General features: G+C 71.9%; 30 protein-coding genes. 19 read left to right on the top strand and 11 right to left on the bottom strand.

Annotated features, from left to right (window positions below; genetic code table 11):
• Window positions 1-142 precede the first annotated feature (142 nt).
• On the top strand, window positions 143-364 hold the full coding sequence (locus tag ABKA17_RS32625; protein ID WP_004002281.1) for a helix-turn-helix domain-containing protein: 222 nt from the start codon (window positions 143-145) through the stop codon (window positions 362-364).
• 128 nt (window positions 365-492) lie between these two features.
• On the top strand, window positions 493-1287 hold the full coding sequence (locus ABKA17_RS32620) for an enoyl-CoA hydratase/isomerase family protein (protein ID WP_353695917.1): 795 nt from the start codon (window positions 493-495) through the stop codon (window positions 1285-1287).
• A gap of 12 nt (window positions 1288-1299) precedes the next feature.
• Here ABKA17_RS32620 and ABKA17_RS32615 read toward each other — a convergent pair whose 3' ends face one another.
• Window positions 1300-2001 (bottom strand): nucleopolyhedrovirus P10 family protein, encoded by a 702-nt coding sequence (locus ABKA17_RS32615; RefSeq protein WP_353695916.1) that lies wholly within the window; start codon window positions 1999-2001, stop codon window positions 1300-1302.
• A gap of 90 nt (window positions 2002-2091) precedes the next feature.
• On the opposite strand from ABKA17_RS32615, the gene ABKA17_RS32610 reads away from it, so the two are divergent.
• Genes ABKA17_RS32610 through amaP form a run of 5 tightly spaced genes read left to right on the top strand, consistent with a single transcriptional unit; the run spans window position 2092 to window position 4384 of the window.
• Window positions 2092-2556 carry an Asp23/Gls24 family envelope stress response protein gene (locus ABKA17_RS32610; RefSeq protein WP_353695915.1) on the top strand — a complete coding sequence of 155 codons (465 nt, stop codon included), beginning with the start codon at window positions 2092-2094 and terminating at the stop codon, window positions 2554-2556.
• Window positions 2557-2584: 28 nt separating this feature from the next.
• Window positions 2585-2776, top strand: a complete 192-nt coding sequence (locus ABKA17_RS32605; protein WP_353695914.1) for a hypothetical protein — start codon at window positions 2585-2587, stop codon at window positions 2774-2776.
• Between the two features lie 5 nt (window positions 2777-2781).
• Window positions 2782-3156 carry an Asp23/Gls24 family envelope stress response protein gene (locus ABKA17_RS32600; protein ID WP_353695913.1) on the top strand — a complete coding sequence of 125 codons (375 nt, stop codon included), beginning with the start codon at window positions 2782-2784 and terminating at the stop codon, window positions 3154-3156.
• The gene (locus ABKA17_RS32595) at window positions 3153-3800 is read left to right on the top strand and encodes a DUF6286 domain-containing protein (RefSeq protein ID WP_353695912.1); all 648 of its coding nucleotides are present in this window, start codon (window positions 3153-3155) and stop codon (window positions 3798-3800) included. Before ABKA17_RS32600 ends, ABKA17_RS32595 begins: the two co-directional genes overlap by 4 nt.
• Window positions 3801-3805: 5 nt before the next feature.
• Window positions 3806-4384, top strand: a complete 579-nt coding sequence (gene amaP / locus ABKA17_RS32590; RefSeq protein ID WP_353695911.1) for an alkaline shock response membrane anchor protein AmaP — start codon at window positions 3806-3808, stop codon at window positions 4382-4384.
• Window positions 4385-4393: 9 nt separating this feature from the next.
• Here amaP and ABKA17_RS32585 read toward each other — a convergent pair whose 3' ends face one another.
• Genes ABKA17_RS32585 through ABKA17_RS32565 form a run of 5 tightly spaced genes read right to left on the bottom strand, consistent with a single transcriptional unit; the run spans window position 4394 to window position 9347 of the window.
• Window positions 4394-5149 (bottom strand): SDR family oxidoreductase, encoded by a 756-nt coding sequence (locus ABKA17_RS32585; protein ID WP_353695910.1) that lies wholly within the window; start codon window positions 5147-5149, stop codon window positions 4394-4396.
• Between the two features lie 5 nt (window positions 5150-5154).
• Window positions 5155-6939, bottom strand: a complete 1785-nt coding sequence (locus ABKA17_RS32580; protein WP_353695909.1) for a glycoside hydrolase family 15 protein — start codon at window positions 6937-6939, stop codon at window positions 5155-5157.
• A 34-nt stretch (window positions 6940-6973) separates the two neighbouring features.
• On the bottom strand, window positions 6974-7252 hold the full coding sequence (locus tag ABKA17_RS32575; RefSeq protein ID WP_353695908.1) for a hypothetical protein: 279 nt from the start codon (window positions 7250-7252) through the stop codon (window positions 6974-6976).
• Window positions 7249-7818: a sigma-70 family RNA polymerase sigma factor gene (locus ABKA17_RS32570; RefSeq protein WP_353695907.1), complete on the bottom strand. Its 570-nt coding sequence runs from the start codon at window positions 7816-7818 to the stop codon at window positions 7249-7251. Before ABKA17_RS32570 ends, ABKA17_RS32575 begins: the two co-directional genes overlap by 4 nt.
• Window positions 7815-9347 (bottom strand): sodium:solute symporter family protein, encoded by a 1533-nt coding sequence (locus ABKA17_RS32565; protein ID WP_353695906.1) that lies wholly within the window; start codon window positions 9345-9347, stop codon window positions 7815-7817. Before ABKA17_RS32565 ends, ABKA17_RS32570 begins: the two co-directional genes overlap by 4 nt.
• Window positions 9348-9539: 192 nt before the next feature.
• Here ABKA17_RS32565 and ABKA17_RS32560 point away from each other — a divergent pair, with 192 nt between their 5' ends.
• The 4 genes from ABKA17_RS32560 to ABKA17_RS32545 all read left to right on the top strand — a co-directional run bounded on the left by ABKA17_RS32560 (window position 9540) and on the right by ABKA17_RS32545 (window position 13190).
• The gene (locus ABKA17_RS32560; protein ID WP_266829048.1) at window positions 9540-9755 is read left to right on the top strand and encodes a DUF3311 domain-containing protein; all 216 of its coding nucleotides are present in this window, start codon (window positions 9540-9542) and stop codon (window positions 9753-9755) included.
• Between the two features lie 124 nt (window positions 9756-9879).
• On the top strand, window positions 9880-11979 hold the full coding sequence (locus ABKA17_RS32555) for a carbon starvation CstA family protein (protein ID WP_353695905.1): 2100 nt from the start codon (window positions 9880-9882) through the stop codon (window positions 11977-11979).
• Window positions 11976-12188, top strand: coding sequence for a YbdD/YjiX family protein (locus ABKA17_RS32550; RefSeq protein WP_502994442.1), 213 nt, complete (start codon window positions 11976-11978; stop codon window positions 12186-12188). The genes ABKA17_RS32555 and ABKA17_RS32550 overlap by 4 nt, the downstream gene beginning before the upstream one ends.
• A gap of 72 nt (window positions 12189-12260) precedes the next feature.
• Window positions 12261-13190 carry a hypothetical protein gene (locus ABKA17_RS32545; protein WP_353695904.1) on the top strand — a complete coding sequence of 310 codons (930 nt, stop codon included), beginning with the start codon at window positions 12261-12263 and terminating at the stop codon, window positions 13188-13190.
• 66 nt (window positions 13191-13256) lie between these two features.
• On the opposite strand, the gene ABKA17_RS32540 is transcribed toward ABKA17_RS32545, so the two are convergent.
• The 5 genes from ABKA17_RS32540 to ABKA17_RS32520 all read right to left on the bottom strand — a co-directional run bounded on the left by ABKA17_RS32540 (window position 13257) and on the right by ABKA17_RS32520 (window position 18992).
• Entirely contained in the window at window positions 13257-14048 is a 792-nt protein-coding gene (locus tag ABKA17_RS32540) for an SURF1 family cytochrome oxidase biogenesis protein (RefSeq protein ID WP_353695903.1), read from the bottom strand.
• Between the two features lie 48 nt (window positions 14049-14096).
• Window positions 14097-14330, bottom strand: coding sequence for a metallothionein (locus ABKA17_RS32535; RefSeq protein ID WP_353695902.1), 234 nt, complete (start codon window positions 14328-14330; stop codon window positions 14097-14099).
• Between the two features lie 113 nt (window positions 14331-14443).
• On the bottom strand, window positions 14444-15430 hold the full coding sequence (locus ABKA17_RS32530) for a DEDDh family exonuclease (RefSeq protein WP_353695901.1): 987 nt from the start codon (window positions 15428-15430) through the stop codon (window positions 14444-14446).
• A 179-nt stretch (window positions 15431-15609) separates the two neighbouring features.
• Window positions 15610-18204: an MXAN_6230/SCO0854 family RING domain-containing protein gene (locus ABKA17_RS32525; RefSeq protein ID WP_353695900.1), complete on the bottom strand. Its 2595-nt coding sequence runs from the start codon at window positions 18202-18204 to the stop codon at window positions 15610-15612.
• Window positions 18205-18383: 179 nt separating this feature from the next.
• Window positions 18384-18992: a TetR/AcrR family transcriptional regulator gene (locus ABKA17_RS32520; protein WP_353695899.1), complete on the bottom strand. Its 609-nt coding sequence runs from the start codon at window positions 18990-18992 to the stop codon at window positions 18384-18386.
• A gap of 100 nt (window positions 18993-19092) precedes the next feature.
• Between ABKA17_RS32520 and ABKA17_RS32515 the strand changes: the two genes are divergently transcribed.
• The 8 genes from ABKA17_RS32515 (at window position 19093) to ABKA17_RS32480 (ending at window position 26876) form a co-directional block, all read left to right on the top strand.
• A complete protein-coding gene (locus ABKA17_RS32515; protein WP_353695898.1) occupies window positions 19093-19890 on the top strand; it encodes an acetoacetate decarboxylase family protein in 798 nt (265 codons plus the stop codon).
• On the top strand, window positions 19890-20774 hold the full coding sequence (locus ABKA17_RS32510) for an SDR family NAD(P)-dependent oxidoreductase (RefSeq protein ID WP_353695897.1): 885 nt from the start codon (window positions 19890-19892) through the stop codon (window positions 20772-20774). The genes ABKA17_RS32515 and ABKA17_RS32510 overlap by 1 nt, the downstream gene beginning before the upstream one ends.
• 46 nt (window positions 20775-20820) lie before the next feature.
• Window positions 20821-22107 carry an amidohydrolase family protein gene (locus ABKA17_RS32505; RefSeq protein ID WP_353695896.1) on the top strand — a complete coding sequence of 429 codons (1287 nt, stop codon included), beginning with the start codon at window positions 20821-20823 and terminating at the stop codon, window positions 22105-22107.
• Entirely contained in the window at window positions 22104-23330 is a 1227-nt protein-coding gene (locus tag ABKA17_RS32500) for an amidohydrolase family protein (RefSeq protein ID WP_353695895.1), read from the top strand. Before ABKA17_RS32505 ends, ABKA17_RS32500 begins: the two co-directional genes overlap by 4 nt.
• Before the next feature lie 107 nt (window positions 23331-23437).
• Window positions 23438-24148 carry a VIT1/CCC1 transporter family protein gene (locus ABKA17_RS32495; protein ID WP_353695894.1) on the top strand — a complete coding sequence of 237 codons (711 nt, stop codon included), beginning with the start codon at window positions 23438-23440 and terminating at the stop codon, window positions 24146-24148.
• Window positions 24149-24261: 113 nt separating this feature from the next.
• Window positions 24262-25128, top strand: a complete 867-nt coding sequence (locus ABKA17_RS32490) for a sterol desaturase family protein (RefSeq protein WP_353695893.1) — start codon at window positions 24262-24264, stop codon at window positions 25126-25128.
• Window positions 25125-25796: a lysoplasmalogenase gene (locus tag ABKA17_RS32485; protein ID WP_353695892.1), complete on the top strand. Its 672-nt coding sequence runs from the start codon at window positions 25125-25127 to the stop codon at window positions 25794-25796. The genes ABKA17_RS32490 and ABKA17_RS32485 overlap by 4 nt, the downstream gene beginning before the upstream one ends.
• Window positions 25797-25832: 36 nt before the next feature.
• On the top strand, window positions 25833-26876 hold the full coding sequence (locus tag ABKA17_RS32480) for a zinc-dependent alcohol dehydrogenase family protein (protein ID WP_353695891.1): 1044 nt from the start codon (window positions 25833-25835) through the stop codon (window positions 26874-26876).
• Window positions 26877-26989 lie beyond the last annotated feature (113 nt).

Below are 26989 nucleotides of genomic sequence, written 5' to 3'. Positions count from 1 at the left end.
AGCGGAATCACAGATTCCGTATGTGGGGATGCGCTCCTGTCGTCACAACCTTGTCTTACGGACCTTGCCGAATGGGTGGCCATGAAGCCCCGGAGGGGTGATCATGAGGGGACCAGAGCGCACTTCCCATGAGGAGGCACGGGTGGCCGAGACTCTGAAGAAGGGCAGCCGGGTAACCGGCGCCGCGCGCGACAAGCTCGCGGCAGACCTGAAGAAGAAGTACGACTCCGGTGCGAGCATCCGAGCGCTGGCCGAGGAGACCGGCCGCTCGTATGGCTTCGTACACCGGATGCTCAGCGAGTCGGGCGTCACGCTTCGTGGGCGTGGCGGCGCGACCCGGGGCAAGAAGGCCGCGTCGTCCTGATTCCGGGCGGCCCCTCGGCTTCGATGGTGGCCACCCGCTCGGTCCTCTGACCGGTCGGGTGGTTACTGTGCAGTCACTTAGTCGTGCCATGTGGCACGGCGGATGACCGCACTCATCGGAGGCGCCCCATGGGCCAGGAACTCGTTCCCCTGCTCGACAAGGACGGCGTACGGCTCACCGTCGACAACGCGCTCGCCACGGTGACGCTGACCAACCCCGCCAAGCGCAACGCGCAGAGCCCCGCTCTGTGGCGCGCGCTCGCCGAGGCCGGTCGGCTCGTGCCCGGCTCCGTCCGTGTCGTCGTGCTGCGTGGTGAAGGCAAGTCCTTCTCCGCGGGGCTCGACCGGCAGATGTTCACGCCGGAGGGGATCGAGGGCGAGCCGTCGTTCATCGACCTCGCCCGCAGTGGCGACGCCGAACTCGACGCCGCCATCGCCGAGTTCCAGGAGGGCTTCACCTGGTGGCGGCGTAGTGACGTCGTGTCCATCGCCGCCGTCCAGGGGCATGCCATCGGGGCGGGCTTCCAGCTCGCGCTCGCCTGCGACTTCCGCGTCGTCGCCGACGACGTGCAGTTCGCCATGCGCGAGACCAGCCTCGGCCTGGTGCCGGACCTCACGGGCACGCATCCGCTCGTCTCGCTGGTCGGCTACGCCCGGGCGCTGGAGATCTGCGCCACCGGGCGCTTCGTACTGGCCGAGGAAGCGGTGAACACCGGCCTGGCCAACATCGCCGTGCCGCTCGACCAGCTCGACGGCGCGGTCCAGGACCTGGCCGGAGCACTGCTCGCCGCGCCCAGGGACGCCGTCATCGAGACGAAGGCCCTGCTGCGCGGTGCCCAGGACCGCACCTACGACGAGCAGCGCGCCGCCGAGCGCGCCGCTCAGACGCGCCGACTGCGGGACCTGGTCGGCGTGGGCGAGTAAGCACTCCGGTCCTCACCCGACGACGGTCACCAGCACCGCCACCGTCGGGTGACCGGGGAGCGCCTTCCCCACCTCTCGACGGACCGCCCGGGCGACATCCACCGCCCGGCGCTCCGCGTCCACCGCCACCTCCACCCGGACATGGCGCCGCGGCAGGGCCGTCTCGCCCTGCCGCTCCTGGGTCTGCACCGCGCGCCCGAGCGCGGCCGTCAGCCCGGTCACGCCGGGCACCGACAGCGCCGCGAGGGCCGCGGGATCCTCGTCCGCCGCCGTGACCGAGGGCGGCTCGGGCCGTCGTACGGGCTCGGGTTCCGGTTCCTCGTCCAGCAGGGACGTCACCCGTAGGTCCACATCCGTCACCTCCAGGCCGAGCCGCTCGGTCGCGGCGGTCGCCAGGGTGGTGCGCAGCAGGGCCGCCGTGGCGGGCAGCGGCTCGTCGGCCGTCGCCGCGAAGTCGGCCGTCACCCGCAGCGGGCCCGGCGGCAGGGCACTGGGCGGGGGCGGTACGGCGGGGTCCCGCGCGTCCTCCGGGTCGGCGAGGGCGATCCGCAGCCCGTCCAGCCGTACGGCGCGTAGATCCCGTACCGCACGCCGTAGCACCGCCTCGGCCGCCTGCTCCGCGATCCACGCGCCGTCGTGCGCGCCGCCCAGCGGCAGCAGCCTGCCGAGACCCAGCTGATGCCGCACTGTCCGCGTCCACCGGTCCGCCGTCATTGCTCCAGCCTGCCGCATCACCGGCGCACCAGGGCGCAACCCCACTTACCGTGGTCGAAGGACGACGACCACGAGGGAGGACGTACGGCGATGACCGACATGACGCAGACCCCTGAGGCGGAGACGGGCGTACAGCCGCGCAAGCCCACCAAGCGCGGCGGCGGGGATCCGGCGACCCGGGGGCGGACCACCATCGCCGACGGCGTCGTGGAGAAGATCGCCGGGCTGGCCGCCCGGGACGTCGTCGGAGTGCACGCGATGGGCAGCGGGCTCTCCCGCACCTTCGGAGCCGTCCGGGACCGGGTGCCGGGCGGATCGAAATCCGTGACGCGAGGTGTGAAGGCCGAGGTCGGCGAGGTGCAGACCGCGCTCGACCTGGAGATCGTCGTCGACTACGGCGTGTCGATCTCAGACGTGGCCCATGCCGTACGGGAGAACGTCATCGCGGCGGTGGAGCGGATGACCGGCCTGGAGGTGGTCGAGGTCAACATCGCCGTGAGCGACGTGAAGTTGCCGGAGGAAGAGGACGAGGAGCCGGAGCCCCGGATCCAGTGAGGACCGCGAGGGCTGAGGGGAGCACACCATGAGCATGGCCGTGGTCGGCATGATCGCCGGCATGGCGCTGGGCTTCGCCGGGTACTTCGGCGGGTTCGGTGCCTTCCTGCTGGTGGCGGCCCTGGGCGCCATCGGGTTCGTCGTCGGCCGGTTCCTGGAGGGGGACCTGGAGGTCGGCGACTTCTTCCGCACGCGCGGCGACCGGCGCGACCGGCGGTGACCTGAGTGACCACCGAGACCGGTGAGCTCCGCAGACCCCCGACCGTCGTACCGCCCGGCGAACGCGGCGCGACCCGGATCGCCGACCGGGTGGTGGCCAAGATCGCCTCCCAGGCGGCACGTGAGGCGATCGGGGAACTCCCCGAGGACGCCGCACCCCCGCATGCCACGGTGGTCGTCCACCACGACATCGCCCGCGTCCGGGTCCATCTCGAACTCGGCTACCCCACCGACATCGGCGCCCGCTGCGCGCGGGTGCGTCGGCATGTGGTGGAGCGGGTAGTCGCGTTGGTGGGAATGGAGGTGCCGGAGGTCGCGGTCCATGTGGAGCGGCTGCACCTGACCCCGGCACACGGCGCGGGACAGGGGAGGACGCGATGAGCGAGCCCCAGGGCTCCGAGGGAACGACACAGCGGCTGCCGGTTCTGGAGAAGGCGACCGAACCGGACCAGGCACCACCACCACCCGTCCCGGAGGTGGGAGGCGAGGGCCGCTTCTGGTCGGCGCGACGCGTCCCGGCGGCCCTTGTCGCGCTGCTGCTCCTGGTGATCGCGGGATTCTTCCTCTACGACGTCACAGCGGTCCGCGCCGAGCAGCCCGCCATGCGCTGGCGCCGCGAGTTGGCCGCACAGCTCGCCGAACGTCCCCTCGACGACGTCTGGGTCCTCGTCGGCGCCGGCATCGCCGCGGCCCTCGGCACCTGGCTGATCGTCCTCGCCGCCACCCCCGGACTGCGCGACGTCCTGCCGATGCGGCGCACCCAGCCCGACGTACGCGCCGGACTCCACCGCGAGGCCGCGGCCCAAGTCCTGCGCGACCGGGCCGTGGAGGTCTCCGGCGTCCAGTCGGTACGCGTCCGTCTGACCCGCACCAAGGCCGACGTCGGCGCCGTCTCGCACTTCCGCGAACTGGACGACGTACACGCCGACCTGGAGGCCACGCTCACCGAGGCGCTCAAAGGGCTGGGTCTGTCCCGGCCGCTCGCGCTGTCGGTGCATGTACGGCGGCCGGGAAAGAAGGGGTGAGGCCGATGCTCCGGATCGTCAACCGTGTCGTGCTCGGTGTGGTCGGGCTGGTCCTGCTCGTCGTGGGCGGCTCGGTGCTCGCCGTCGGCCTGGGGCTGGACCCGCCGTCCTGGTGGATCCACGACGGCCGGCACGACGTACTGCTCGACGACGGCCAACGCACCCGCTGGGAGAACCACGGCTGGTGGTGGCCGACCGTCCTCGCCGTACTGGCCGTCCTCGTCCTGCTCGCCCTGTGGTGGCTGACCGCGAACCTGCGCCGCCACCGGCTGACCGAGGTCCTGGTCGACACCGGCGACGGTGAGGGCGCGCTGCTCCGGGGCCGGGCCCTGGAAGGCGTACTGGCCGACGAGGCGACACGGTTGGACGGCGTCTCCCACGCCCACGTCCAGCTCACCGGCCGGCGCAACGCCCCGGAGACCCGCGTACGACTCCTCCTGGAACCGCACGTGGACCCCGGGACGGCACTGGACCACCTGACGGCCGAGGCACTGACCCACGCGAGGAACTCGGCGGGGCTGGCGGCGCTGCCGTCAGAGGTACGGATGAAGGCAGTCAAGCACCGGGCGGAAAGGGTGAGTTGACCCAGGGTCCTAGAACCCGTGGCGCATGCCGCCGTCCACGGGCACCATGATTCCGGTCAGGTAGGAGGCGGCCGGCGACAGCAGGAACGCCGCCGTTCGTCCGAACTCCTCCGGCCTGCCGTAGCGGCGCAGCGGAATCCGTGACTCGTTGGCCGCTCGTGTCGCCTCCGGGTCCGCCGACAGTCCGTCCAGCTCGCGCACCCGGTCCGTGTCGATACGGGCCGGCAGCAGGCCGACCACGCGGATCCCGCGCGGTCCGAGTTCGTCGGAGATCGACTTGGCGAAACCGGCGAGCCCCGGCCGCAGCCCGTTCGAGATCGTCAGCCCCGGAATCGGCTCGTGCACCGAACCCGAGAGCACGAAACCGATGACCCCGCCCTCCTCCAACTCGGCCGCCGCCGCGCGGGCGAGCCGCACCGCGCCCAGGAAGACCGACGTGTACGCGGCCTCCCACTGCTCGTCCGTGTTGTCCGCGAGGAAGCCCGGCGCCGGACCGCCGACGCTGACGAGGATGCCGTCGAAGCCGCCGAAGGTCTCCCGCGCGGCCGCGATCAGCCGTGCCGGTGCCTCGGGATCGGCGTTGTCGACGGCGACCCCGACCGCGTTCGGCCCCAGCTCGGCCGCCGCGTCCGCGACCCGCTTCTCGTCCCGACCGGTGAGCACGACCTTCGCCCCGTCGGCGACCAACTCGCGCGCGGAGGCGTTGCCCAGGCCACGCGTGGCCCCGGTGACGACGTACACGCGGTCCTTCAGTCCAAGATCCATGGCCCCTATCCTGCCTCCTCGTCGCCGAACAGGGCGAGGGCGGTGTTCACCAGACCGATGTGGCTGAACGCCTGCGGGAAGTTGCCGAGATGCCGCTCGTGCACCGGGTCGTACTCCTCGGACAGCAGCCCCAGGTCGTTCGTCAGGGCCACGAGCCGCTCGAACAGCTCCCGCGCCTCCTTCGTACGGCCGATCATGTGCAGCGCGTCCGCGAGCCAGAACGAGCACACCAGGAAGGTCCCCTCGTCGCCCGGCAGCCCGTCGACCGTGGTGCCGTCGGTGCTGTAGCGGCGCAGGAAGCCGTGGTGGCCCAGCTCGTCGCGGATCGCCTCGACCGTGCCGACCACGCGCGGGTCGTCCGCCGGCAGGAAGCCCACGCGGGGGATGAGCAGCAGCGAGGCATCCAGTTCGCGGGAGCCGTAGGACTGGGTGAAGGTGTTCCGTTCGGCGTCGTAGCCCTTCTCGCACACCTCGCGATGCACCTCGTCGCGCATCGCGCGCCAGCCCTCCAGGTCGCCGCGCATCTTCGGGTTGGCCTCCAGCGCGCGTACGGCACGGTCGGCGGCCACCCACACCATCACCTTGGAGTGGACGAAGTGCCGGCGCCCGCCGCGCACCTCCCACAGCCCCTCGTCGGGCTGCTGCCACGCCGAGCGCAGGAACTCCATCAGGGAGCACTGGATGGACCACATGTGCGGCTTGCTGGGCAGGCCCGAACTCCGGGCGAGCGAGAGGGAGTCCATGACCTCGCCGTACACGTCCAGCTGGAGCTGGTTCACGGCCTCGTTGCCGATCCGTACCGGCTTCGACCCGCCGAACCCGGCCAGCCACGGCACCTCGAACTCGGGCAGCCGGCGCTCGCCCGCCAGGCCGTACATGATCTGGAGGTCCGCCGGATCGCCGGCGACCGCGCGCAGCAGCCAGTCGCGCCAGGCCTCGGCCTCCTCCTGGTAGCCGCAGGACAGCAGCGCGCCGAGCGTGAGGGTGGAGTCGCGCAGCCAGCAGTAGCGGTAGTCCCAGTTGCGGACGCCGCCCAGTTCCTCGGGCAGCGAGGTGGTGGGGGCGGCCACGATGCCGCCGGTGGGGACGTAGGTGAGGGCCTTGAGGGTGATCAGGGAGCGCAGTACGGCGTCCTTGTGCGGGCCGTCGTAGCGGCATCGGGCCGACCACGCCTGCCAGTCCTCGACGCTCGCGCGCAGCGCGTCGTAGGGGTCGATCTGCGGGGGGCGCGGCTCGTGCGAGGGGTGCCAGGTGAGGACGAACGCGACGCTCTCGCCCTCCTTGACGGTGAACTCGGAGTGCGTGCCGTAGTCCTCGCCCCAGGTGCGGACCTGGGGTTCGCTGCGCAACCACACCGAGTCCGGTCCCGCGACGGCCACCCGGTGGCCGTCCGACCTGCGCACCCACGGCATGACCGAGCCGTAGTCGAAGCGGAGCCGGAGCGTGCTGCGGACGGTGACCTCGCCGCGCAGGCCCTCGACGACGCGGACCAGGTCGGGCGCGCGGTCGCGCTGCGGCATCAGGTCGGTGACGCGCACCGCCCCCTCGTCCGTCTCCCACTCGGTGTCCAGCACCAGGGTGCCGGGGCGGTAGGCGCGGCGGCTGCACTCGCCCTCGGCGCCTTTGGGCGCGATGCGCCAGTGACCGCTGTCCTCGTCGCCGAGGAGTCTGGCGAAGCAGGACGCGGAGTCGAAGCGGGGCAGGCACAACCAGTCGACGCTGCCGTCCTTGCCGACCAGGGCCGCTGTCTGTTCGTCGCCGATAAGGGCGTAATCCTCGATACGGGGCACGCAAGTGCGGGTTCCCGGCGGACCCCGGGGGCAATCAGGGCGTCGGCCGGGGGAGTGACGCCGGGGTGCCGGAGAAGATGACGCCGGGGTCCGCGGGCGCCTGGTTCAGCACCCACAGGCCGATCAGCGTCGCCAGCGCGAAGACGACCGCGACGAGCACGGCGAGGACGAGCCGGCGCCGGCGTTCGCGGCGCAGCCACTCGCCGCGGGCCGTGCGGTAGGCGTCGGGGGCCGCGTGCACGCCGCCCGCCAACGCGGCCAGGGCTTCCTGGAGTTCGCGCTCGGTGCGGTCCGGACTGGTGTCGTTCGTCATCGACGGGCCTCCATCGCCTGGGTCAGGGCGGCGAGGCCGCGTGCGGTGTGGGTCTTCACGGAGCCGCAGGAGATCCCCATCGCGGAGGCGATCTCGCTCTCCTTCAGTCCGAGCCAGTGCCGCAGCACCAGCGCCTCGCGCTGCCGGGCCGGCAGCTGCTGGAGGGCGTCGATGAGGACGCGCTGGTCGTCGTGGAGGAGGGCGGTGCTCTCGGCGGAGGCGACGAGTTCGTCCAGCGAGGCCGGGGGGTTCTCGGCGTGTCTGCGGGCGACCTGGAGGTGGCGTATCCGCATCCGGGTCAGATTGCAGACGGTGGAGCGCAGATAGGCCTCCGCCGCCTCGGTGTCCCTGAGGCGCCGCCACTTGCGGTAGATCTGGTAGTAGGCCTCGGCGACCACGTTCTCCGGGTCGTCGGCGCCGAGCAGGACGGCGAGCCGCAGCATCGAGGCGTAGTGCTGCTCGAAGAGCCGGGCCACGCCGGCCTCGCGTTCCAGCTCGGCCGGGTCGGCGGCCGCCGGGTTGAGCGGCAACGGCACGGGGGTGGTGTGTCTCAGGTGCTGTCTCACGGGTTGTTCGCTCCCGTCTCCGGGCGTCGGCCGAGGGCCAGGCGCGACGGCAGATCGGTCAGGTCGGCGCCGCGCGGGACGCCGAGACGTTCGAGGACCGCGGTGCCGGCGACGGCGACCGTCAGGTTCAGCAGGAGGGCGGTGAGCCCCGCGTAGATCTGGAAGGGGCCGGCGCCGACCGACGAGAACCCCTCGCGTACGACCAGGTAGGTGCCGGACAGCATCCCGGCGCCCCAGCCGGCGAGCAGCGCCCGTGGATGCAGCCGACCGGTGAACAGGCCCACGGCGACGGCCGGGAAGACCTGGAGGATCCAGACCCCACCGAGCAGCTGGAGATTGACGGCGTCCTGGTCGCGCAGCCCGAACACGAACGCGACCGCGCCGACCTTCGCCGTCAGCGACACCGCCTTGGCGATGCGCACCTGCCGCTTGGGCGTGGCGGTGGGGTGCACGTACTCGACGTAGACGTTGCGGACGAAGCTGGTGGCCGCCGCGATCGACATCACCGCGGCCGGGACCAGCGCCCCCACGGTGATCGCGCCGAACACCAGCCCCGCCAGCGGCCCCGGCATCAGCCGGTCCACCAGCATCGGTACCGCCGTCTCAGCGCCGCCCTCCGGCGCCCGCACCCCCGCCGCGAGCGCCGCGATCCCGAGGAACCCGAACAGGGCGAGCAGCCCCGTCCAGGCGGGCAGGGCCACGGCGACCTTGCGCAGGGTGCGCGGGCCGTCGGCGGCGAAGGCCGCGGTCAGGACGTGCGGGTACATCAGCAGGGCGAGCGCGGAGCCGAGGGCGAGGGTGGCGTAGGCGGGCTGCTGCTCGGGGGAGAGCAGGAGAGCCGGGCCGCCGAGGCGTTCGGCGGCGCCGTCGAAGACCGCGCCGGGACCGCCGAGCCGCTCCAGGACCAGCCAGGTGACGGCGGTGAGCGAGACGAAGACGGCGACCGCCTTGAGCGCGGAGATCACCGTGGGTGCCCGCAGCCCGTGCCGGTAGGTGGCCACCGCGAGGCCGGCGAACAGCGCCACCATCACCAGATCACCGCTCGCGCCCCGCGGATACAGACCCCCGGCGGTCAGCACCGCCCGGATCCCCAGCAGCTGCAACGCCAGATACGGCATCGTCGCCAGGATCCCGGTCAGCGCGACCACCAGCGCCAGCGGCGCCGAGCCGTAGCGGCCGCGCACGAAGTCGGCGGCGGTGATGTAGCCGTGCCGACGGGCCACGTCACCCAGTCTGCTGAGCAGCACGAAGGCGATCGGGCAGACGATCACCGTGTACGGCACTGCGAAGAAGGCCGCCGCGCCGTTGCCGTACGCCAGTCCGGGGACGGCGGTGAAGGTGTACGCGGTGAAGATCGTGCCGCCGAGCAGCAGCCAGGTCCAGACCGGGCCGAGGCTGCGGTCGGCGAGCGCCCAGCCCTCCAGGGACGGCAGCCGGTCGGCGGGGCGCAGCCGGCGCGCGGTCACGGCGAGCAGCGACGCTCCGCCGATCACGGCGAGGAACGTCGCGGTCATGGCGCTGTCGGCCATGGTCACCGTCCTTGGTGTGCCCGAGGTGTGTGTCCGAAGGTGTGGCTGGACCCTCGAGCAGGAGTTGCGCGGGCGGCCGGTTCGGAGGACAGGGAACCGGCGGGAAATCTTCTGGACATTCGCTGTCAACCGTCTGCGGCGGGTGGGCAACTCTTGCACAGACCCACAGCGAAGGGGAGAGGAGCGCAGGTCATGGCACGGACCGGTCATCACCGGCTACGGCGCGTCGCGATCGCCGTACTGCTTCTCGCACCCGCCGCGGGACTGCTGTGGGTCCCGTTGTACGCCGGTGCGGAGCCGCGTCTGGCGGGCACGCCGTTCTTCTACTGGTACCAGCTCGCCTGGGTGCCGGGGTGCGGCCTGTGCCTGCTCGCCGCGTACGCGCTGACCGACCGACATCGCCGCTGAGCCCTGCCCTCCCTTTTCCTTCCTTGTCGTAGTCGCACCGTTGTAGTCGCACCGTTTCCGGTGAGGAGCCGCCATGCCCGAAACCGCCCTTCAGGCTGCCCAAGAGACGCCTGAAAAATCACGTATGTCACCTAGGTCGATCCTTGTGTGGACCGCCGTCGCGCTGCTCGGCGCGGTCGCCTGGGGCGTTCTCGCGCTGGCCCGGGGCGAGAAGATCTCCGCGGTCTGGCTGGTCGTCGCCGCGCTCGGCTCGTACGCGATCGCCTACCGCTTCTACTCCCGGTTCATCGTCCGCCGGGTCCTGAAGCCGGACGACCGGCGGGCCACCCCGGCCGAGCGTCTGGAGGACGGGGTCGACTTCCACCCCACCGACCGCCGGGTGCTCCTCGGCCACCACTTCGCGGCGATCGCGGGCGCCGGACCACTGGTCGGCCCGGTCCTCGCGGCCCAGATGGGATACCTGCCCGGCACGCTGTGGATCGTCGCCGGAGTGATCTTCGCGGGCGCGGTGCAGGACATGGTCGTGCTGTTCCTGTCCATGCGCCGGGACGGCAAGTCGCTCGGGCAGATGGCCCGTGACGAGATCGGCAGGGCGGGCGGCGCGGCCGCGCTGATCGCCGTGTTCGCCATCATGATCATCCTGCTGGGCGTGCTGGCCCTGGTCGTCGTGAACGCCCTCGCGCACTCCCCGTGGGGCACCTTCTCCGTCGCGATGACCATCCCGATCGCCCTGTTCATGGGCTTCTGGCTGCACCGCATCCGCCCGGGCCGGGTCGTCGAGACCAGCCTCATCGGCGTCGCGCTGCTGCTGCTCGCGATCATCGGCGGCAGCTGGGTCCAGGAGTCCTCACTGGCCTCGACCTTCACCCTGAGCCCGACGACCCTGGTCTTCTGCCTGGTCGGCTACGGCTTCGTGGCGTCCGTCCTCCCGGTCTGGATGCTCCTCGCCCCCCGCGACTACCTCTCCACCTTCATGAAGATCGGCACGATCGCGCTGCTCGCGGTGGGGGTCGTGGTCGCCGCCCCGGTGATGCGCGCGGACGCGGTCACCGACTTCGCGACCTCGGGCGCCGGGCCGGTGTTCGCGGGCTCGCTGTTCCCCTTCCTGTTCATCACCATCGCCTGCGGCGCCCTGTCCGGCTTCCACGCGCTGGTCTCCTCCGGTACGACTCCGAAGCTGATCCAGAAGGAGTCGCAGATCCGGATGATCGGCTACGGCGCCATGCTGATGGAGTCGTTCGTCGCGATCATGGCGCTGATCGCGGCGGCGACCCTGGAGCCGGGCCTGTACTACGCGATGAACGCGCCCGCCGGACTGCTGGGCACGACCGCGGAATCGGCGTCCCACGCGGTGGCCGGCCTCGGCTTCACCATCACCCCCGACCAGCTCACCCAGGCCGCCAAGGCGGTCGAGGAACAGACCCTGATCGCCCGCTCCGGCGGCGCCCCGACCCTCGCGGTCGGCATGTCGGAGATCTTCTCCGGGGTGTTCGGCGGGACGGCCATGAAGGCCTTCTGGTACCACTTCGCGATCATGTTCGAGGCTCTGTTCATCCTGACGACGGTCGACGCGGGCACCCGGGTCGGGCGCTTCATGCTCCAGGACATGCTCGGCAACGTCTGGAAGCCGGTCGGCCGGGTCAACTGGAAGCCGGGCATCTGGCTGTGCAGCGGACTCGTCGTGGCGGCCTGGGGCTACTTCCTCTACACCGGCGCCACCGACCCGCTCGGCGGGATCAACCAGCTCTTCCCGCTCTTCGGCATCGCCAACCAGCTGCTCGCCGCGATCGCCCTGACCGTCTGCACCACGGTCCTCGTCAAGTCCGGCCGACTGCGCTGGGCCTGGGTCACCGCGGTCCCGCTGGTCTGGGTGGTCGCGATCACCTTCACCGCCGGCTGGCAGAAGATCTTCTCCGACGACCCGCGCGTCGGATTCTTCGCCCAGCGCGCCAAGTACGCCGACGGCATCGACGCCGGCCAGGTGCTGCCGCCCGCCAAGACCCTCGACGACATGCACACCGTGGTCACCAACTCCACCGTCGACGGCGTACTGATCGCGCTGTTCCTGGTGCTCGTCGCGGTCGTGATCGGCAACGCGGCCGTGGTGTGCGTCCGGGCGATCCGCGCGCCGGGCACCCTGCCGACCACCGAGGCACCGTACGTCGAGTCGCGCATCGAGGTGCCCGAGCGGGCCGGTGAGGAACTGGTCGGGGTCCGCTCGTGAGCGTGCGGTGGCGGGGCGCGGCGGCCTTCGGGCGGTGGGCGCGGGGCGTCCGCTGGTACCTGCGGGAGCTGACCGGGGAGGCGGAGTACGACCGCTACTGCGCCCGTCACCTGCGCCACCACCCGCTCGCCCCCGTGCCGACCCGGCGCGAGTACCAGGTGCTGCGCACCCGGCACCTGGAGGCCCATCCGCAGGGCCGCTGCTGTTGACGCCCCTTCACGGGCACCGCGGGGCGGGCACACCGCCCGCCCCGCACCCCGACACTCACCTCCGGGACCGAGATGCTCAGACGCCGCCCCGCACTGCTGGTCCGCCCCGCTCTCGACGACGACGCGCTGCACGCGACCCTGACGGAGCTCCGCCCCGCCCCTCAGCTGCACGGCCTGGGCGCCGGTCGTACCCGCCCGCTCTGGCAGCCGGTCGCCGAGCTGCTGCGTGACACGGGCCGCGACTGGGACCGCCGGTGGCACCGGACGACCGTACTGGCGGGGGAGCTGCCGGCCGCGGTCTGCGAGCGGTGGATCGCCGACCGGCCCGGCGACGGGGACGCCCTGGTGCTGCGGGCCTGCGTACGGTCGGTGCGGGCCCCGGCGGAAGGGGCGGCCGCCGTCCGGGAGGCGGAACAGGCCTGTCTGCGCGCCGCCGAGGCCTGTCCCGAGGACCCGACGCCGTGGCTGGCCCTGCTGGACCTGATGTACGCCCTCCACGTCCCGTTCCGGGAAGCCGTGCCCGTATGGACCGAGGCCGTCAACCGCGCCCCCTGGCACCGGGGCGCCTACCACCGGCTGCTGCGCCACCTCTCCCCGCGCGGATCCGGCACGGTCACCGACATGACCGACTTCGCCCGGCAGGCGGCCGCCCGCGCACCCCACGGATCACCGCTGGCCCTGCTCCCGGTGGCGGCCCGCGTCGAACTCGTCGCGTACCGGCAGCTACAGGGACGGACGGGGCTCGGGGCCGACGCCCACTGGAACGAGGCCCGGGCCACCGAGGAGATCGAGACGGCTCTGACCGGCTGGTTCCGCGCCGCCGCCACGCCGCATGCCGAGGCCGTCGTCGACCTCAACCTGCTCGCCTTCGCCCTGGTCCGCACCCACCGTCCGGACGAGGCCGCACCGGTCTTCCGGCGTATCGGCCGCCATATGACGACACATCCGTGGGGGCTGCTGCCAGAACCCGAGCGCACGTTTCTCTATTGGCGCGACCGGTAGGGATCGGGGGACCGGTCGGGGGCAGCGGGACCGGTCGGGATCGGCGGGGGAGGGGCGGGGCCCGTCTCAGACCGCCGCCGGCTCCGCCTCCGTCGCCGTCTCCTTCTCCGCCGCCTCCCGGCGGTCCCGCAGCTCGCGCCGGACCAGGACGACCCAGCCGATCGGCACACCCGCGGCGAACAGCCACCACTGGTAGGCGTACGCGTAGTTCAGCGGGGCGTTCTCCTTGCCGGGCTTGCCCAGCAGCTCGGGGGTGTCGCCCTTGGGCTCGGGGGTGGTCAGGGCGATGTAGCCGCCGAGGACCTGCTTGCCGAGGCGCTGGGCCTCGTGCTCGCTGTTGATCAGCATGATCTGGCGGTCCGGCAGACCCTTGAGGTTCTTGATGCCGCTCGCCTCGGTCGTCTCGTCGGGCATCAGCCGCCCGGTGACGGTGACCTCGCCGGCCGGGGGCGCCGGGACCTTCGGGAAGGCGGCCTGGGTCGCGCCGGAGGGCACCCAGCCGCGGTTGACCAGCAGCACCTTGCCGTCGTTCAGGACGAACGGGGTCAGCACGTGGTAGCCGACCTCGTCGTCGGAGTTGGTACGGCGGCGGACGACGACCTCGTCCTCGCTGTCGAAGTGACCCTTCGCGGTCACCGACCGGTACCGCTCCTTGCTGGTCACCGTGTGCCCGGCGGACGTCATCCGCTCCACCGGCACCGGGTCGGCGGACAGCGCGTCGGAGACCAGCTGGTTACGGGCGCTGCGCTCCTCGTAGCGATGCATCTGCCAGATGCCCAGCCGGATCATCGTGGGGATGAGAACGAGGGCGACCAGCGTGAGGATCACCCACTGCCGGGACAACAGGAAGCGGTACACCCCACGACCGTACAACTCGGGCCGTGGGGTGTTCGCACAGGGGTGTGGTCAGACGCGGTCGACGATGCCCACCTTTCCCTCCGCGCGGGCGCAGTGGGCACCGCAGAACCAGTGGCCCTCGACCTCGACGCCCTGGCCGATGATCTGCACCCGGCAGTGCTCGCAGATCGGTGCCATACGGTGGATAGCGCAGGAAAAGCAGTCGAATACGTGCACTGCGCCCTGGGCGTGGATCTCGAAGGTCATGCCGTAGTTGTTTCCGCACACTTCGCAAGTCGCCATGCGCCACAGGGTGAGCCGTCGGCCCGGTGCGGGCGAGGTGGCGGCGGGCGAGTCGCGGCGCAATCACCCGTCCGTACGGTCGTCCCCGGCGCCGGTTCCGGGCCGCCGTACGGTCAGCCCTCCGCCGCCGGTGCCACGTTGCCCAGGAGCTGTCCGAAGGCCGCCTCGTCGACGACCGGGGTGCCGTACTGCCGGGCCTTGACCACCTTCGAGGTGCCCGAGTCCGGGTCGTTGGTGACGAGCAGGCTGGTCAGCCGGGAGATGCTGGTGGCGACATGCAGCCCGGCCTCGATCGCGCGGTCCTCCAGGAGGTCGCGCTCGGTCGAGGTGTCCCCGGAGAAGGCGATGCGCATGCCCTGCTTGAGCGGTTTGCCCTCTTCGTAACGTCCCGGGTTGGGGTAGGGGCAGGCGGGCCTCTTGCGGGCGGGGCGCCAACTGGTCGGCCGGTAGCTGCCGTAGCCCGACTGCTGCTGGCGGGGCACGGCCCGGTCGGTCCACTCGGTCAGCGGCCGGCACTCGTGCAGCGGCAGCCGCATGCTCTGCGAGGCCGCGGCCATGAGGCTCGGCCGGAACGCCTCCGCCAGCACGCGCGCGTCGTCGAGCGCGTGGTGCGCGCGCTGCTGCACGACACCGAAGTGGGCGGCCAGCGACTCCAGCTTGTGGTTGGGCAGCGGCAGCGCCAGCTCCTTCGACAGCGCGATGGTGCACAGCCGCTGACGGACCGGCGCCTCGCGCTGCGCGCGCGCGTACTCCCGGGCGATCATCTGCCAGTCGAAGACCGCGTTGTGCGCGACGAGCACCCGGCCGTCCAGCCGGGCCGAGAACTCCTCGACGATGTCCTGGAAAAGGGGTGCACCTCGCAGTACGTCGCTCGTCAGACCGTGGATCCACACCGGGCCGGGGTCGCGCTCCGGGTTGACCAGCGTGTACCAGTGGTCCTCGACCTCGCCGAGCGCGTCCAGCCGGTAGACGGCCGCGGAGATTATCCGGTCGTCCCGGGCAAGGCCGGTGGTCTCCACGTCAACGACCGCGTACCCCTTCGGATACGCGGCCGGCCACGCTGTGGGGGAGGACGCTGCGGTCGTACGGTCTTCGAGCATGGTCCCTGAGGATACGGGCCCCCACTGACAGCGCCGCGCGCACCCGGCCGAGAGAGGTTCCGGTGCGGCGGCGGGCGATGCCGGGAGTTCGTACACAGGCGTGAGGAACCGCACGCACGCGCGCGTGGAGCGACCAACCCCACAGCGGGTCCCGGCAGTTGTCCACCGGTCCGCCCCCCTCACCCCAGCGCCGCCACCAGATCCCCCGCCGTCAGCGCCTCCAGACCGCAGCCGTCGACGGGCCCCGGCAGCAGCCGGTACGCCGACCCGGTCGCACCCTCGGGGGCCACTGCGCCGTGGACGAGTGCGAGGAACACATGCTTCTTCGCGGCCGCTTCACCCGCGAGGGCGTCGGCGTTCTCGGACGGTTGCCGTCTCTGTGGCGGTTCCAGGGCACGCACGCGTGCCGCGAACCGCGTGTCCGGCTCCCCGTCGTGCCGCCGGTAGTGCCAGAGCTCGTCCACCGCGCGCGGATGCGGCGCGCGCCGTACCACCGCGACCTCGTCGCCCCGCGCGGCCGCCCGCCACACGGCCAGGTCCCACAGGGTCGTACGGCCGCAGGAGAAGTACTGATGCAGGTCCTCGGCGACCCGCCCCAGATCGGCCCCGTGCACATACAGGCTGTGGAAGCCCTCGGCGGCCGGCAGATGCAGGTCGGTCCACAAGAACGTGCGGCGGCCCAGGTCGACCAGCATCGGGACGTGGATGCGCGAGTCGCCCACCAGGTCGTACCGCTGACGGACCGTGCGCGGGTCGTAGGAGGCGTCACGGTCCTCCAGGGCGGCCGACGGCAGCGCCATGAAGCCGGCGAAGGCGTCCAGGAGCGCCTCGAACGGGACGTCGTTGAAACTGAAGACGACGGGCAGCGCGAACCGCACCCCACGATCGGCGAGCGCGCCGAGGTCCAGGTCGACGTACTCGGTCGCCCCGTCCGGCGCGGGCCCCGAGACCAGGTCGCCGGAGTGGACCGCCGAACGGCCCTCGTACACGAGGTTGGTGTAGTCGCACAGGCCCGCGAACTTCCAGTCCTCGTCGTACAGCGCCACGGACAGGTCCAGGTCCACCCGGGTGCCGGCGGGCTCCATCCAGTGCAGGAAGAGCCGCAGGACCTCGCCCTCGGGCAGCGGCTGGGTGCTGCCGCGCGGCACCGTGACGAGCGCCTTCGCGGCGGCGCTCTCGGCGGCCGGCACCGCGAGACCGGTCAGCGCCGAGTCCAGCACGGCCAGGTCGAGCCGTGGCCCGTCGGACAGACGGCGCAGCGCCTCGGCCTCCAGCAGCGCGCACACCTCGTCCGTCACCACCGACGAAAGCGGTACGCGCGTGTCGTCGATCGCGAAGGAGTGGGTCACCTGCCCGCGCGGGAAGAACACTCGCCGCCCGCCCGGGAGATGGCGGATCCGCATCCGGCCGAGCGCGGCCAGCAGCGGACCGGGGCCGGCCTTGGGCAGCACGCGGCGCAGGACGTCCCCGAACCCCGCCGGCAGTACGTCGAGCTCGCGCAGCCGCAGCAGATGGTCGAGCCTGCGCAGCAGTTCACCCGGCCGCTGGGCGAGCAGCTCCAGTGCCGCCGTCATGTCCTTCTCGTGCAGCGCCTGTTCGACACGTGCGGTCCAGGTGGCCGGCTTGACGCGGACTCCGTCGACCCGGACGGCGTCCGGGTGTGCGGCGGCGGTCCGCAGCAGCGCCTCGCCGAGCGCCCCCTCGGAGGTGTCCGTGGCACGCAGGACGGCGAACGCGAGCGCGGCCTTCGGGTGGCGCGCGTGCTGCTCGTAGGGGTGCAGGATCTCGGCGGCGCGCTTCCAGGCGCCCGGGTGCCGCAGCACGTCCTCGACCAGCGACGGCATCGGAAGGCCGTCGAGTATGCCGAGCAGCTGCCGGCGCAGGGCGCGCGGCAGGGACCGCATCCGGGGCGGGTCGAGCAGGTCGGTCTCGCCGCCGGACCACATGCACAGCAGCCGCAGCACGTCCGTCGCGGTCGTCAGATGCGTCGCCAGGAGCTCGGTCGCCCCCACGCGCGTGTGCCGGTCGAGCAGCAGCATGCCGAGGGCCAGCGCCTTGGTCTGGCGCACCGGGATGTCCGCCGGGAACCACTCGAGGTCGGCCGGTGCGTGCGACAGCAGGATCTTCACGTCGTCCCGGTCCTGCGGCGGCAGCGGGGTGCGCCGGGCCAGCAGCTTCAGCAGGGCCCGGACCGCGTCCGCCTTCGCGTCCGTGCCGAGCGCGAGCGACTTCAGCGGACCGACGGCGAGTTCCAACTCGCGACGCGGCCGCTCCGGCTTCAGGAAGGGGTCGGCCCGGTCGATACGGCGATGACAGATCGGACAGCCCGCGTAGTCCGTGCCGTCCCAGCACTCCCGGCACACCAGATGCGCGCACGGCGACACCGCGTGCACGCTGCCGACCGTGCCGCACAGCACACACGGCTGGGCCGGCCACTGGAGCAGCAGGGTGAAGATCCGGTCGACGTACAGCTGGAACGTGTCGTCCGGCACCGAGGCCGGAAAGCTGCGGAACATCGGCATATGGGTGCGGTCCGCGCCCAGTTCGGCGTCGATGTGCCGGATCAGCTGCCGGCCCGCGTCCCCGAGCCCGGCGGGCCCCAGCCAGGCGAGCGCCGCGTGCAGCTCCGCCGTCGGTGCGAATCCCCGGTCCAGCAGCTCGGCTTCGAGCGCGACGAGCCCTGGCGTCGTCGACGGGTCGCCCGGGCGTGGCCCGGCCTGGTCGACGTAGACGGTACGAAGGCGGCGGAGCAGCACGGACGACAGTACGGACAAGCGGAGGCCCCCGACGGGAAGGAAGAGAAGAGAAGAGAAGAAGAGTGAGGCGGGAGGCGGAGAGTGAGCGCGCTGTCAGCGTCAGAAAAGGGAGAAGGAAGCACGCTTGCGGAGCCGCCCCCGCGATCACGAATGTAGGAGAGCACGTCCGTGCGACGCCAGTTATTTTTTGACGCCAGTTATTTATTTTCGAGCAGTGACCGCGTCAACGCCCGCACAGAGGTGACGAACAGCCGCTCCTCGTTGACCGGGCGGGCGAAGGCGCGGGTGAGCGCCGGGTCGTCGTCGGACCCGGTCGCCTCCGCCACGGGATGCTGTACGGGCGCGCGCTCCCGGTTGCGTTCCACCAGGACGAAGCCGACGACCTGGAACTGCACCACCCGTACCGCCTCCGCCGCACGGGCGCCCCGCAGCCCGGCCGCGTGCACCTCGCGCACCAGCGCCTGCCGGGCGGGCAGGAACATCCGCTCGGTCAGACCCCGTTCGTGGACCATGGCGATCAGGTGTGGATGGTCGCGCAGCCGCCGCCGCAGGATGCGGGCCACCGAGACGATCCGCTCGGCCGGGGTGCGCCCGACGGGCCGGATCTCACCGAGGTCGGCCACGGTCCGCCGCACGAGTGCGTCCAGCAGGGACTCCCGGTTGCCCACATGCCAGTAGATCGAGGTCACCGCGGTGCCCAGCTCGGCGGCGAGCTTGCGCATCGTCAGGGCCTCGGGGCCGTGCTGCCGCACCAGGTTCGCGGCGGTGTCCAGGACCTCGTCCCGGGTGAGCGACGCTCTCGCCATGCTGCCCCCAAGTCCGGCTCGTGCACGCGTATTTACCCGGCAGGGGGTGTGCTGTAACTGTGTTACAGGTGACGGCCCATCAGAAGAAGGGCGGTACGACATGGCACGCGTACGGTACGGCGCACGGACCGAGGCGGAGATCGCCGCCGCGCGCACCGCGAGCTCCCGGCTCCCCGACATCTGGTCCACCGGCGTGGTGGCGATCTGGGAGACCGACCCGGACGCCCTCGCGGCGGTCCTGCCCCCACCCCTGAAACCCACCGGCAGGCCACTGGCCCGGGTGAACATCAGCAAGGTCGACCTGCCCGGATACCCGCTGGGCGCGGGCTCGTTCGCGGTCGCGGCAGCCCACGACGGCGTCGAGGGCTGGTACCCCCTCGTCATGCCGATGACCCACGAACGGGCCCTCATCGGCGGCCGTGAGGTCTTCGGTGAACCCAAGAAGCTCGGCGAGGTGGTCGTCGAGCGCGACGGCCTGGTCGTCCGCGCGCACCTCGCCCGGCACGGCATCGCCTTCGTGGAGGTGCGCGGCGCGATCGCCGGGGAGCTGCCCCTTCCGGAGCCGACCCAGAAGACCGACTTCTACTTCAAGTTCCTGCCCGCGGTGGACGGTTCGGGCTTCGACGCCGACCCGCTGCTGGTGCACTGCCTGCGCAACGAGAAGGTCCGCCGGCTGGAGCGGATCACCGGCGACGTCGTCCTGCGCGAGTCGATGTACGACCCGGTGGCCGACCTGCCCGTCCGCCGCATCGTCGAGATCACCCTCGGCGAGAAGACCAGCGACCAGCGCGGCAAGGTGGTCGAGCGGGTCGATGCGCAGGCCCTGCTGCCGTACGTCCATCAGCGCTACGACGATCCGGCGCAGGTCCTCGACGCGCCTCCGGAGGGGAGTGCCTGATGCTCCTCGAAGAAGGACAGGTCGCCGTCGTCACCGGCGCCGCGAGCGGCATCGGCCTCGCGATGGTCCGGCGGTTTACGGCCGAGGGGCTGAAGGTCGTCCTCGCCGACGTCGAGGAGGGCGCCCTGGAGAAGGCCGTGGCGGGGCTCCGCGCGGAGGGTGCCGATGTGCACGCGCGCGTGGTGGACGTCGGCGAGCGCGAACAGGTGCTGGAGCTGGCGGACTTCGCGTACGAGACGTACGGGGCGGTCAACGTGCTGTGCAACAACGCCGGGGTCGGCTCGGGGGCCGAGGGCCGGATGTGGGAGCACGAACCGAACGACTGGAAGTGGGCCTTCTCCGTCAATGTGTGGGGCGTCTTCCACGGCGTCCAGGCGTTCGTCCCCCACATGATCAAGTCGGGTCGACCCGGTCATGTGGTCAACACATCTTCCGGCGACGGCGGCATCGCCCCGCTCCCCACCGCCTCCGTGTACGCCGTCACCAAGGCGGCCGTCGTGACGATGACCGAGTCCCTGTACGCCCATCTGAAGGCGGAGCACGCGCGCGTGGGCGCCTCCGTCCTCTTCCCCGGCCCGCACATGCTCCGCACCGGCCTGTGGGAGTCCCACCGCAACCGCCCCGAGCGGTACGCCAAGGAGCGGCCGCGCAGGACGCCGTACCGCAGCCTCGACCAGTGGGAGGCCGCGATGAAGGAGGCCGGCCGGGAGGTGGAGTTCACGCCGGTCGAGGAGGTCGCCGAGGCGGTGGTCGACGGCATCCGCGCGGACCGCTTCTGGATCCTGCCGCCGAGCGAACACAGTGACGCCCAGATCAGGGCGCGGGCGCGGTCGATGCTGGACCGCGCGAACCCGTCGTACCTGGAGAACTTCATCTTGGACTGACCGGACCGACTGGAGTGACTGGACCGACCGGACCGAGGAGGTCCCGATGACCGACCAGGACGACCCGTACCTGATCATCTCCTCCGACTGCCACGCCGGGCTGCCGACCGAGGAGTACCGGCCCTATCTGGACTCCCGTTTCCACCGGGACTTCGACGGCTTCCTCGCCGGGCGCGACCGGCGCCGCGAGGAGATGACCCGGCTCGGCATCCGCAACGAGGCGTTCGCGAACAAGTGGTTCCAGGACAACGAGGAGGGCCTGCGCGGGGGTTGGGACAGTGCCCAGCGGCTCAAGGAGCTCGACGGGGACGGAGTGGCCGCCGAGGTCGTCTTCCCGGACGCGGACGCGGTCGACAGCCAGACGGCGGCGCCCTTCGGGGTGGGGCTCGGACTCTCCGGCGACCAGGACCCGGAGCTGGGCATGGCGGGCGCGCGGGCACACAACCGCTGGCTGGCTGACTTCGTCTCCCAGAACCCCGAACGGCACTGCGGGGTGGCCCTGTTGCCGGTCACCGCGGACACCGACAAGGTGGTCGCGGAGATCCACCGGGCCAGGGAGTCCGGGCTCGGCGCCCTGATGATCCCGTCCATGTGGGTCGACAAGGAGCCCTACCACGACCGCCGTTACGACCCGGTGTGGGCGGCGGCCGCCGAGTGCGGCATGCCGGTCCTCACACACTCCGGGGCCGCCCCGCGCCACGAGTACGGCGACCACCTCGGGATCTATGTCTCCGAGGTCACCTGGTGGCCGGCCCGGCCGCTGTGGTTCCTGCTCTGGTCCGGCGTCTTCGAGCGGCACCCGGGGCTGAGGTTCGGTGTCGCCGAGTCCGGTTGCTGGTGGCTGCCGAACCTGCTGTGGTTCATGGACCGCCTCTACCTCGGCGCCCACGGCGGCAAGAAGCTCTCCCCCTTCCAGGAGCTCAAGCGCCCGCCGCACGAGTACCTGGACCGGCAGGTCTTCATCTGCGCGACCAACACCAAGCGCCGCGAACTCGCCCAGCGTTACGAGATCGGCGTCGACAACATCCTCTGGGGCAGCGACTTCCCGCACCCCGAGGGCACCTGGCCCGACACGCGCGCGTGGCTGAAGCGCACCTTCCACGACATCCCGGTCACGGAGACCCGCCGCATGCTCGGCCTGGCCGCGGCGGAGGTCTTCGGTTTCGACACCGAGAAGCTGGCCCCGCTCGCCCGCCGGATCGGCCCCACCCCCGCCGACCTCGGCCAGCCGGCCGACCAGGCGGCCGTGGAGGCGTCCTGGGCACGCTCGCGCGAGGTGGGCCGGCACTGGCTGACCGACCACGACTTCCCGACCCTGGGGGTGACGCCATGACCGACCGCTACACGGTGATCTCGGCCGACTGCCACGCGGGCGCCGACCTCCTGGACTACAAGCCCTATCTGGAGCGGCGCTACCAGGACGAGTTCGACGCGTGGGCGGCGACGTACGTCAACCCCTACGAGGACCTGCTCGCCGACACCGCCGACAAGAACTGGAACTCCGAGCGGCGGCTCGCGGAGCTGGAGGAGGACGGGATCGTCGCGGAGGTGGTGTTCCCCAACACCATCCCGCCGTTCTTCCCGTCGGGCTCGCTCATGGCACCCGCGCCGGACGCGTCGGAGTTCGAGCGGCGCTGGGCGGGCCTGCGCGCCCACAACCGCTGGCTCGCGGACTTCTGCGCGGCGGCCCCGGGCCGGCGGGCCGGGGTCTTCCAGATCCTCCTCAACGACGTCGACGAGGCGGTGAAGGAGATCCGCCGGTCCGTGGCGGCGGGCCTCAAGGGCGGCCTGCTGCTCCCCGGCACGCCACCGGGTTCCGGCCTCCCGGAGCTCTACTCGTCGACGTACGACCCGATCTGGGCCGTCTGCGCGGAGCTGGGTGTCCCCGTCAACCACCACGCGGGCTCGGCCTCCCCGCCGCTCGGCGACGAACCGGCGGCCCGCGCGGTCTTCATGGTCGAGACGACCTGGTTCTCGCACCGGGCGCTCTGGCACCTGGTGTTCGGCGGCGCCTTCCGCCGCCATCCGGAGCTGAGGCTGGTGCTGACCGAGCAGGGTTCGGGCTGGATCCCGGGCGTCCTGGAGATGCTGGACTACTACCACGGCCGCCTGGTCGCGGCGGCGACCAGGGCGTCCACCGCGGAGTCCAAGTTCGGCGCGGGACTGGCCGCCCGGATGGGCGCCGCGCCCTCGGAGGTGTGGCGCGACAACTGCTTCGTCGGCGCCAGCTTCATGCGCCCGCACGAGGTGCCGCTGCGCGACCGGATCGGCGTCGACAAGATCATGTGGGGCAGCGACTACCCGCACGACGAGGGGACGTACCCGTACTCGCGGGAAGGCCTGCGGTTCGCCTACGCGCGCGTGCCGCGTGAAGAAGTCGCCGCGATGGTCGGCGGCAACGCGGCCCGGGTCTACGGCTTCGACCTCGACCTCCTCGACCCGATCGCGGCGAAGGTCGGCCCGACGGTCGAGGAACTCGCCGAGCCGCTGACCGAGCCCCCGGCGGACGCGACCAGCCCGGTCTTCGCGAGGGGGGCGTCGGTGCGGGTCTGGTGAGCCCGGCCGTTCGGGAGGGGAGGGGCGGTGTGCGGCCGTGAGGCCCGGGGCGGCCTCCTGAGCGTCGGTCCGGACCCGGCGGCACCCGGGGTGCGATCCTCCCGTCTGTGACCGAACCCACGCATGACGAGGCCCACGGCGGCGCGCTCGCCGAGCGGCTCAACTGGCTGCGGGCGGCCGTCCTCGGCGCCAACGACGGCATCGTGTCCACCGCGGGCCTCGTCGTCGGCGTCGCCGGCGCCACGGACGACCGCTCGGCCCTGCTCACGGCGGGCCTGGCAGGGCTGCTCGCGGGGTCGATGTCGATGGCGGCCGGGGAGTACGTCTCCGTCTCCACCCAACGGGACTCGGAGAAGGCCGCACTCGCCGTCGAGAGGCGGGAGCTGCGCGAGCGGCCCGAGGCCGAGCTGGAGGAACTCACCGAACTGCTCGAGGAGCGCGGCCTGTCCAGGGACGTCGCCCGGGAGGCAGCCGAACAGCTCACCGCGCGGGACGCCCTGAGGGCCCACGCGCGCGTGGAGCTCGGCATCGACCCCGACCAGCTGACCAACCCCTGGCACGCCGCGTGGGCAAGCTTCCTGTCCTTCACGGTCGGCGCACTGCTTCCGCTGCTGGCCATCGTCCTGCCGCCCACCGACTGGAGGCTGGCGGTCACCGTCGTCTCGTCCCTCGCGGCCCTCGTGCTGACCGGGTGGAGCAGCGCCCGCCTCGGCGCCGCCGACCCGGTCCGCGCGGCCCTGCGGAACGTCGCGGGCGGGGCGCTGGCCATGGGGGTGACCTATGGGGCGGGGACGCTGCTGGGGGCGGCCGGAGTCTGAAACCGCCGGTGGTGGCTTTGGCGGAGATCGCCAAAGAGTAAGCGCGTTCTTGCTGTAATACTTGTCAGTAACAACGTCTAGCCGCGGCCGACCAGCGGTTCTACGGTCCCCTTATGCCGAACCTGCCCGATGTCGTGCTCTGGTCGATACCCGCCTTCGTACTGCTCACCGTGGTCGAGATGATCAGCGTCCGGATCCATCCCGACGAGGCCGCCGCCGGATACGAGACGAAGGACGCCGCGACCAGTGTCGGCATGGGCCTGGGCAGCCTCGTCTTCGACTTCCTCTGGAAGATCCCGATCCTCGCGATCTACACGGCGATCTACGAACTCACGCCCCTGCGCGTCCCCGTGCTGTGGTGGACCGTCCCGCTGATGCTGCTCGCGCAGGACTTCTTCTACTACTGGTCGCACCGCGGCCACCACGTCATCCGCATCCTGTGGGCCTGCCACGTCGTCCACCACTCCAGCGAGAAGTTCAACCTGACCACCGCGCTGCGCCAGCCGTGGACCACGCTCACCGTGTGGCCGTTCTACGTCCCCCTGATCGCCGCCGGCGTGCACCCCGCGGCGCTGGCCTTCTGCTCCTCGGCGAACCTCGTCTACCAGTTCTGGATCCACACCGAGCGCATCGACAAGATGCCCCGCTGGTTCGAGTTCGTGCTGAACACGCCCTCCCACCACCGGGTCCACCACGCCTCCCAGGGCGGCTATCTGGACCGCAACTTCGGCGGCATCCTCATCGTCTGGGACCGGCTCTTCGGGTCGTTCGTCGCCGAGACCGAACGACCTGTGTACGGGTTGACCAAGAACATCGACACGTTCAACCCGATCAAGGTCGCCACTCATGAGTACGTCGCGATCGTCAAGGACATCAAGGCGGCGTCCAGTTGGCGCGAGCGGGCCGGCCGGGTGTTCCGGGGACCGGGGTGGAAACCGGCCCCGGTGACCCAGTCTGCCGAGGAGACCGTGGCCGCGTGAGACGCCTTCTGCCGGCCTGCTTCGGCCTCGCCGCCGCCACGGACCTCGTCTCCCTGGCGGCGGGCTGGGACGCCGGGCACACCGTGGCCAAGCCCCTCCTGATGCCCCTCCTCGCCGCCTACGCGGCCTCCCGCGGCGCACCCCGGCTCCTGATCGCCGCCCTGCTGTGCGGCTGGGGCGGTGACGTCCTGCTCCTGTCCGACGCCGAGCCCGCGTTCCTGGCGGGGATGGGCTGCTTCGCCGCCGGGCACGTCTGTTACGTCGTCCTGTTCCAGAAGCACGGCACCGACAGGGCGACCGTACGCGCGCGGGGCGGGTTCCTCGCCGCCGTCTACACGGTCGTCCTGGTCAACACCGTCCTGTCGCTCTGGGCGGACCTGCCGGCCGACCTGCGGGTGCCCGTGGCCGGCTACAGCGTCCTGCTCACCGTCATGGCGTATCTGGCCGCCGCCCGGATCGGGCTCGTCGCCGGGATCGGCGGCGCCCTCTTCGTGCTCTCCGACGGCCTCATCGCGACCGGCGTCGCGGAGTGGCCCCAGCCGCCCCGGCCGGACCTGTGGATCATGCTCACCTATCTCGCCGCGCAGCCACTGCTGGTCACCGGCGTACTCGGCGCGCGACAGCAGTCGCCGTCGGCGTACGGTGAAGTGCGCTCGACCACCCCCTGAGCGCACGTTCCACCACAGACGAGAAGGATCCTCGCCATGCGCGCCACCACCATCCACGCCCCCTTCGACATGCGCGTGGAGGACGTGCCCGACCCCGTGGTGCAACTGCCCACCGACGCCGTCGTCCGCGTGCTGCGCTCCTGCATCTGCGGCAGCGACCTGTGGGCCTACCGGGGCACCGCCGCCCGGCAGCCGGGGCAGCGCATCGGGCACGAGTTCCTCGGTGTCGTCGAGGAGACCGGCTCCGAGGTCACCACCGTCCGCCGCGGCGACCTCGTGGTGGCGCCCTTCATGTGGTCCGACGGCGTCTGCGACTACTGCCGAGAGGGCCTCACCACGTCCTGCGAGCACGGCGGTTTCTGGGGCTCGGTCGGCTACGACGGCGGCCAGGGCGAGGCCGTGCGCGTGCCCTTCGCCGACGGCACCCTCGTCCGGCTGCCCAAGGACGCGGCCTCCGACGACCGGCTGCTGGCCGCGCTGCTGAGCCTGTCCGACGTCATGGGCACCGGCCACCACGCCGCCCTCGGCGCTGGTGCCCGCCCGGGCGCCACGGTCGCCGTCGTCGGCGACGGAGCCGTCGGTCTGTGCGCCGTGCTCGCCGCCAAGCGGCTGGGCGCCGAGCGGATCATCGCGCTCGGCCGGCACCAGGCCCGGACCGACATCGCATGCCGTTTCGGAGCCACCGACGTCGTCGCCGAGCGCGGGGACGCGGCCGTCGAGGCCGTCCGCGCACTCACCCGTGGTCAGGGCGCGCACGCCGTCGTCGAGGCCGTCGGCACCGAGCAGTCCATGCGGACCGCGGTCGACATCACCCGCGACGGCGGCACGGTCGGCTGGGTCGGCGTGCCCCACGGCAGCGGCACCGGGCTCGACCTCGGCGTCATGTTCGACCGGAACATCGCCCTGCGCGGCGGTGTCGCACCGGTCCGCGCCTACCTCCCCGAACTGCTCCCCGACGTCCTGAACGGCACCATCGACCCCTCACCCGTCTTCGACCTGACCATCGGCCTGGAGGACGTCCCGGCCGGCTACAAGGCGATGGACGAGCGAACGGCCCTGAAGGTGCTGGTCGCCGGCTGAGGTCAGGAGCCCGGCTGAGGGTCTGGAGTCGGCCAGGGGCTTGGAGTCGGTCGGGGGCTTGGAGTCGGTCGGCCGGGCGCCTCGTGCCGACTGCGCAACGCAGGCCCAGCGTC

It is taken from the genome of Streptomyces sp. RG80 (assembly GCF_040446465.1).
Lineage (GTDB): Bacteria > Actinomycetota > Actinomycetes > Streptomycetales > Streptomycetaceae > Streptomyces.
Note: the sequence above shows the minus strand (reverse complement) of the source record. Positions and strands in the feature narration are given on the sequence as shown.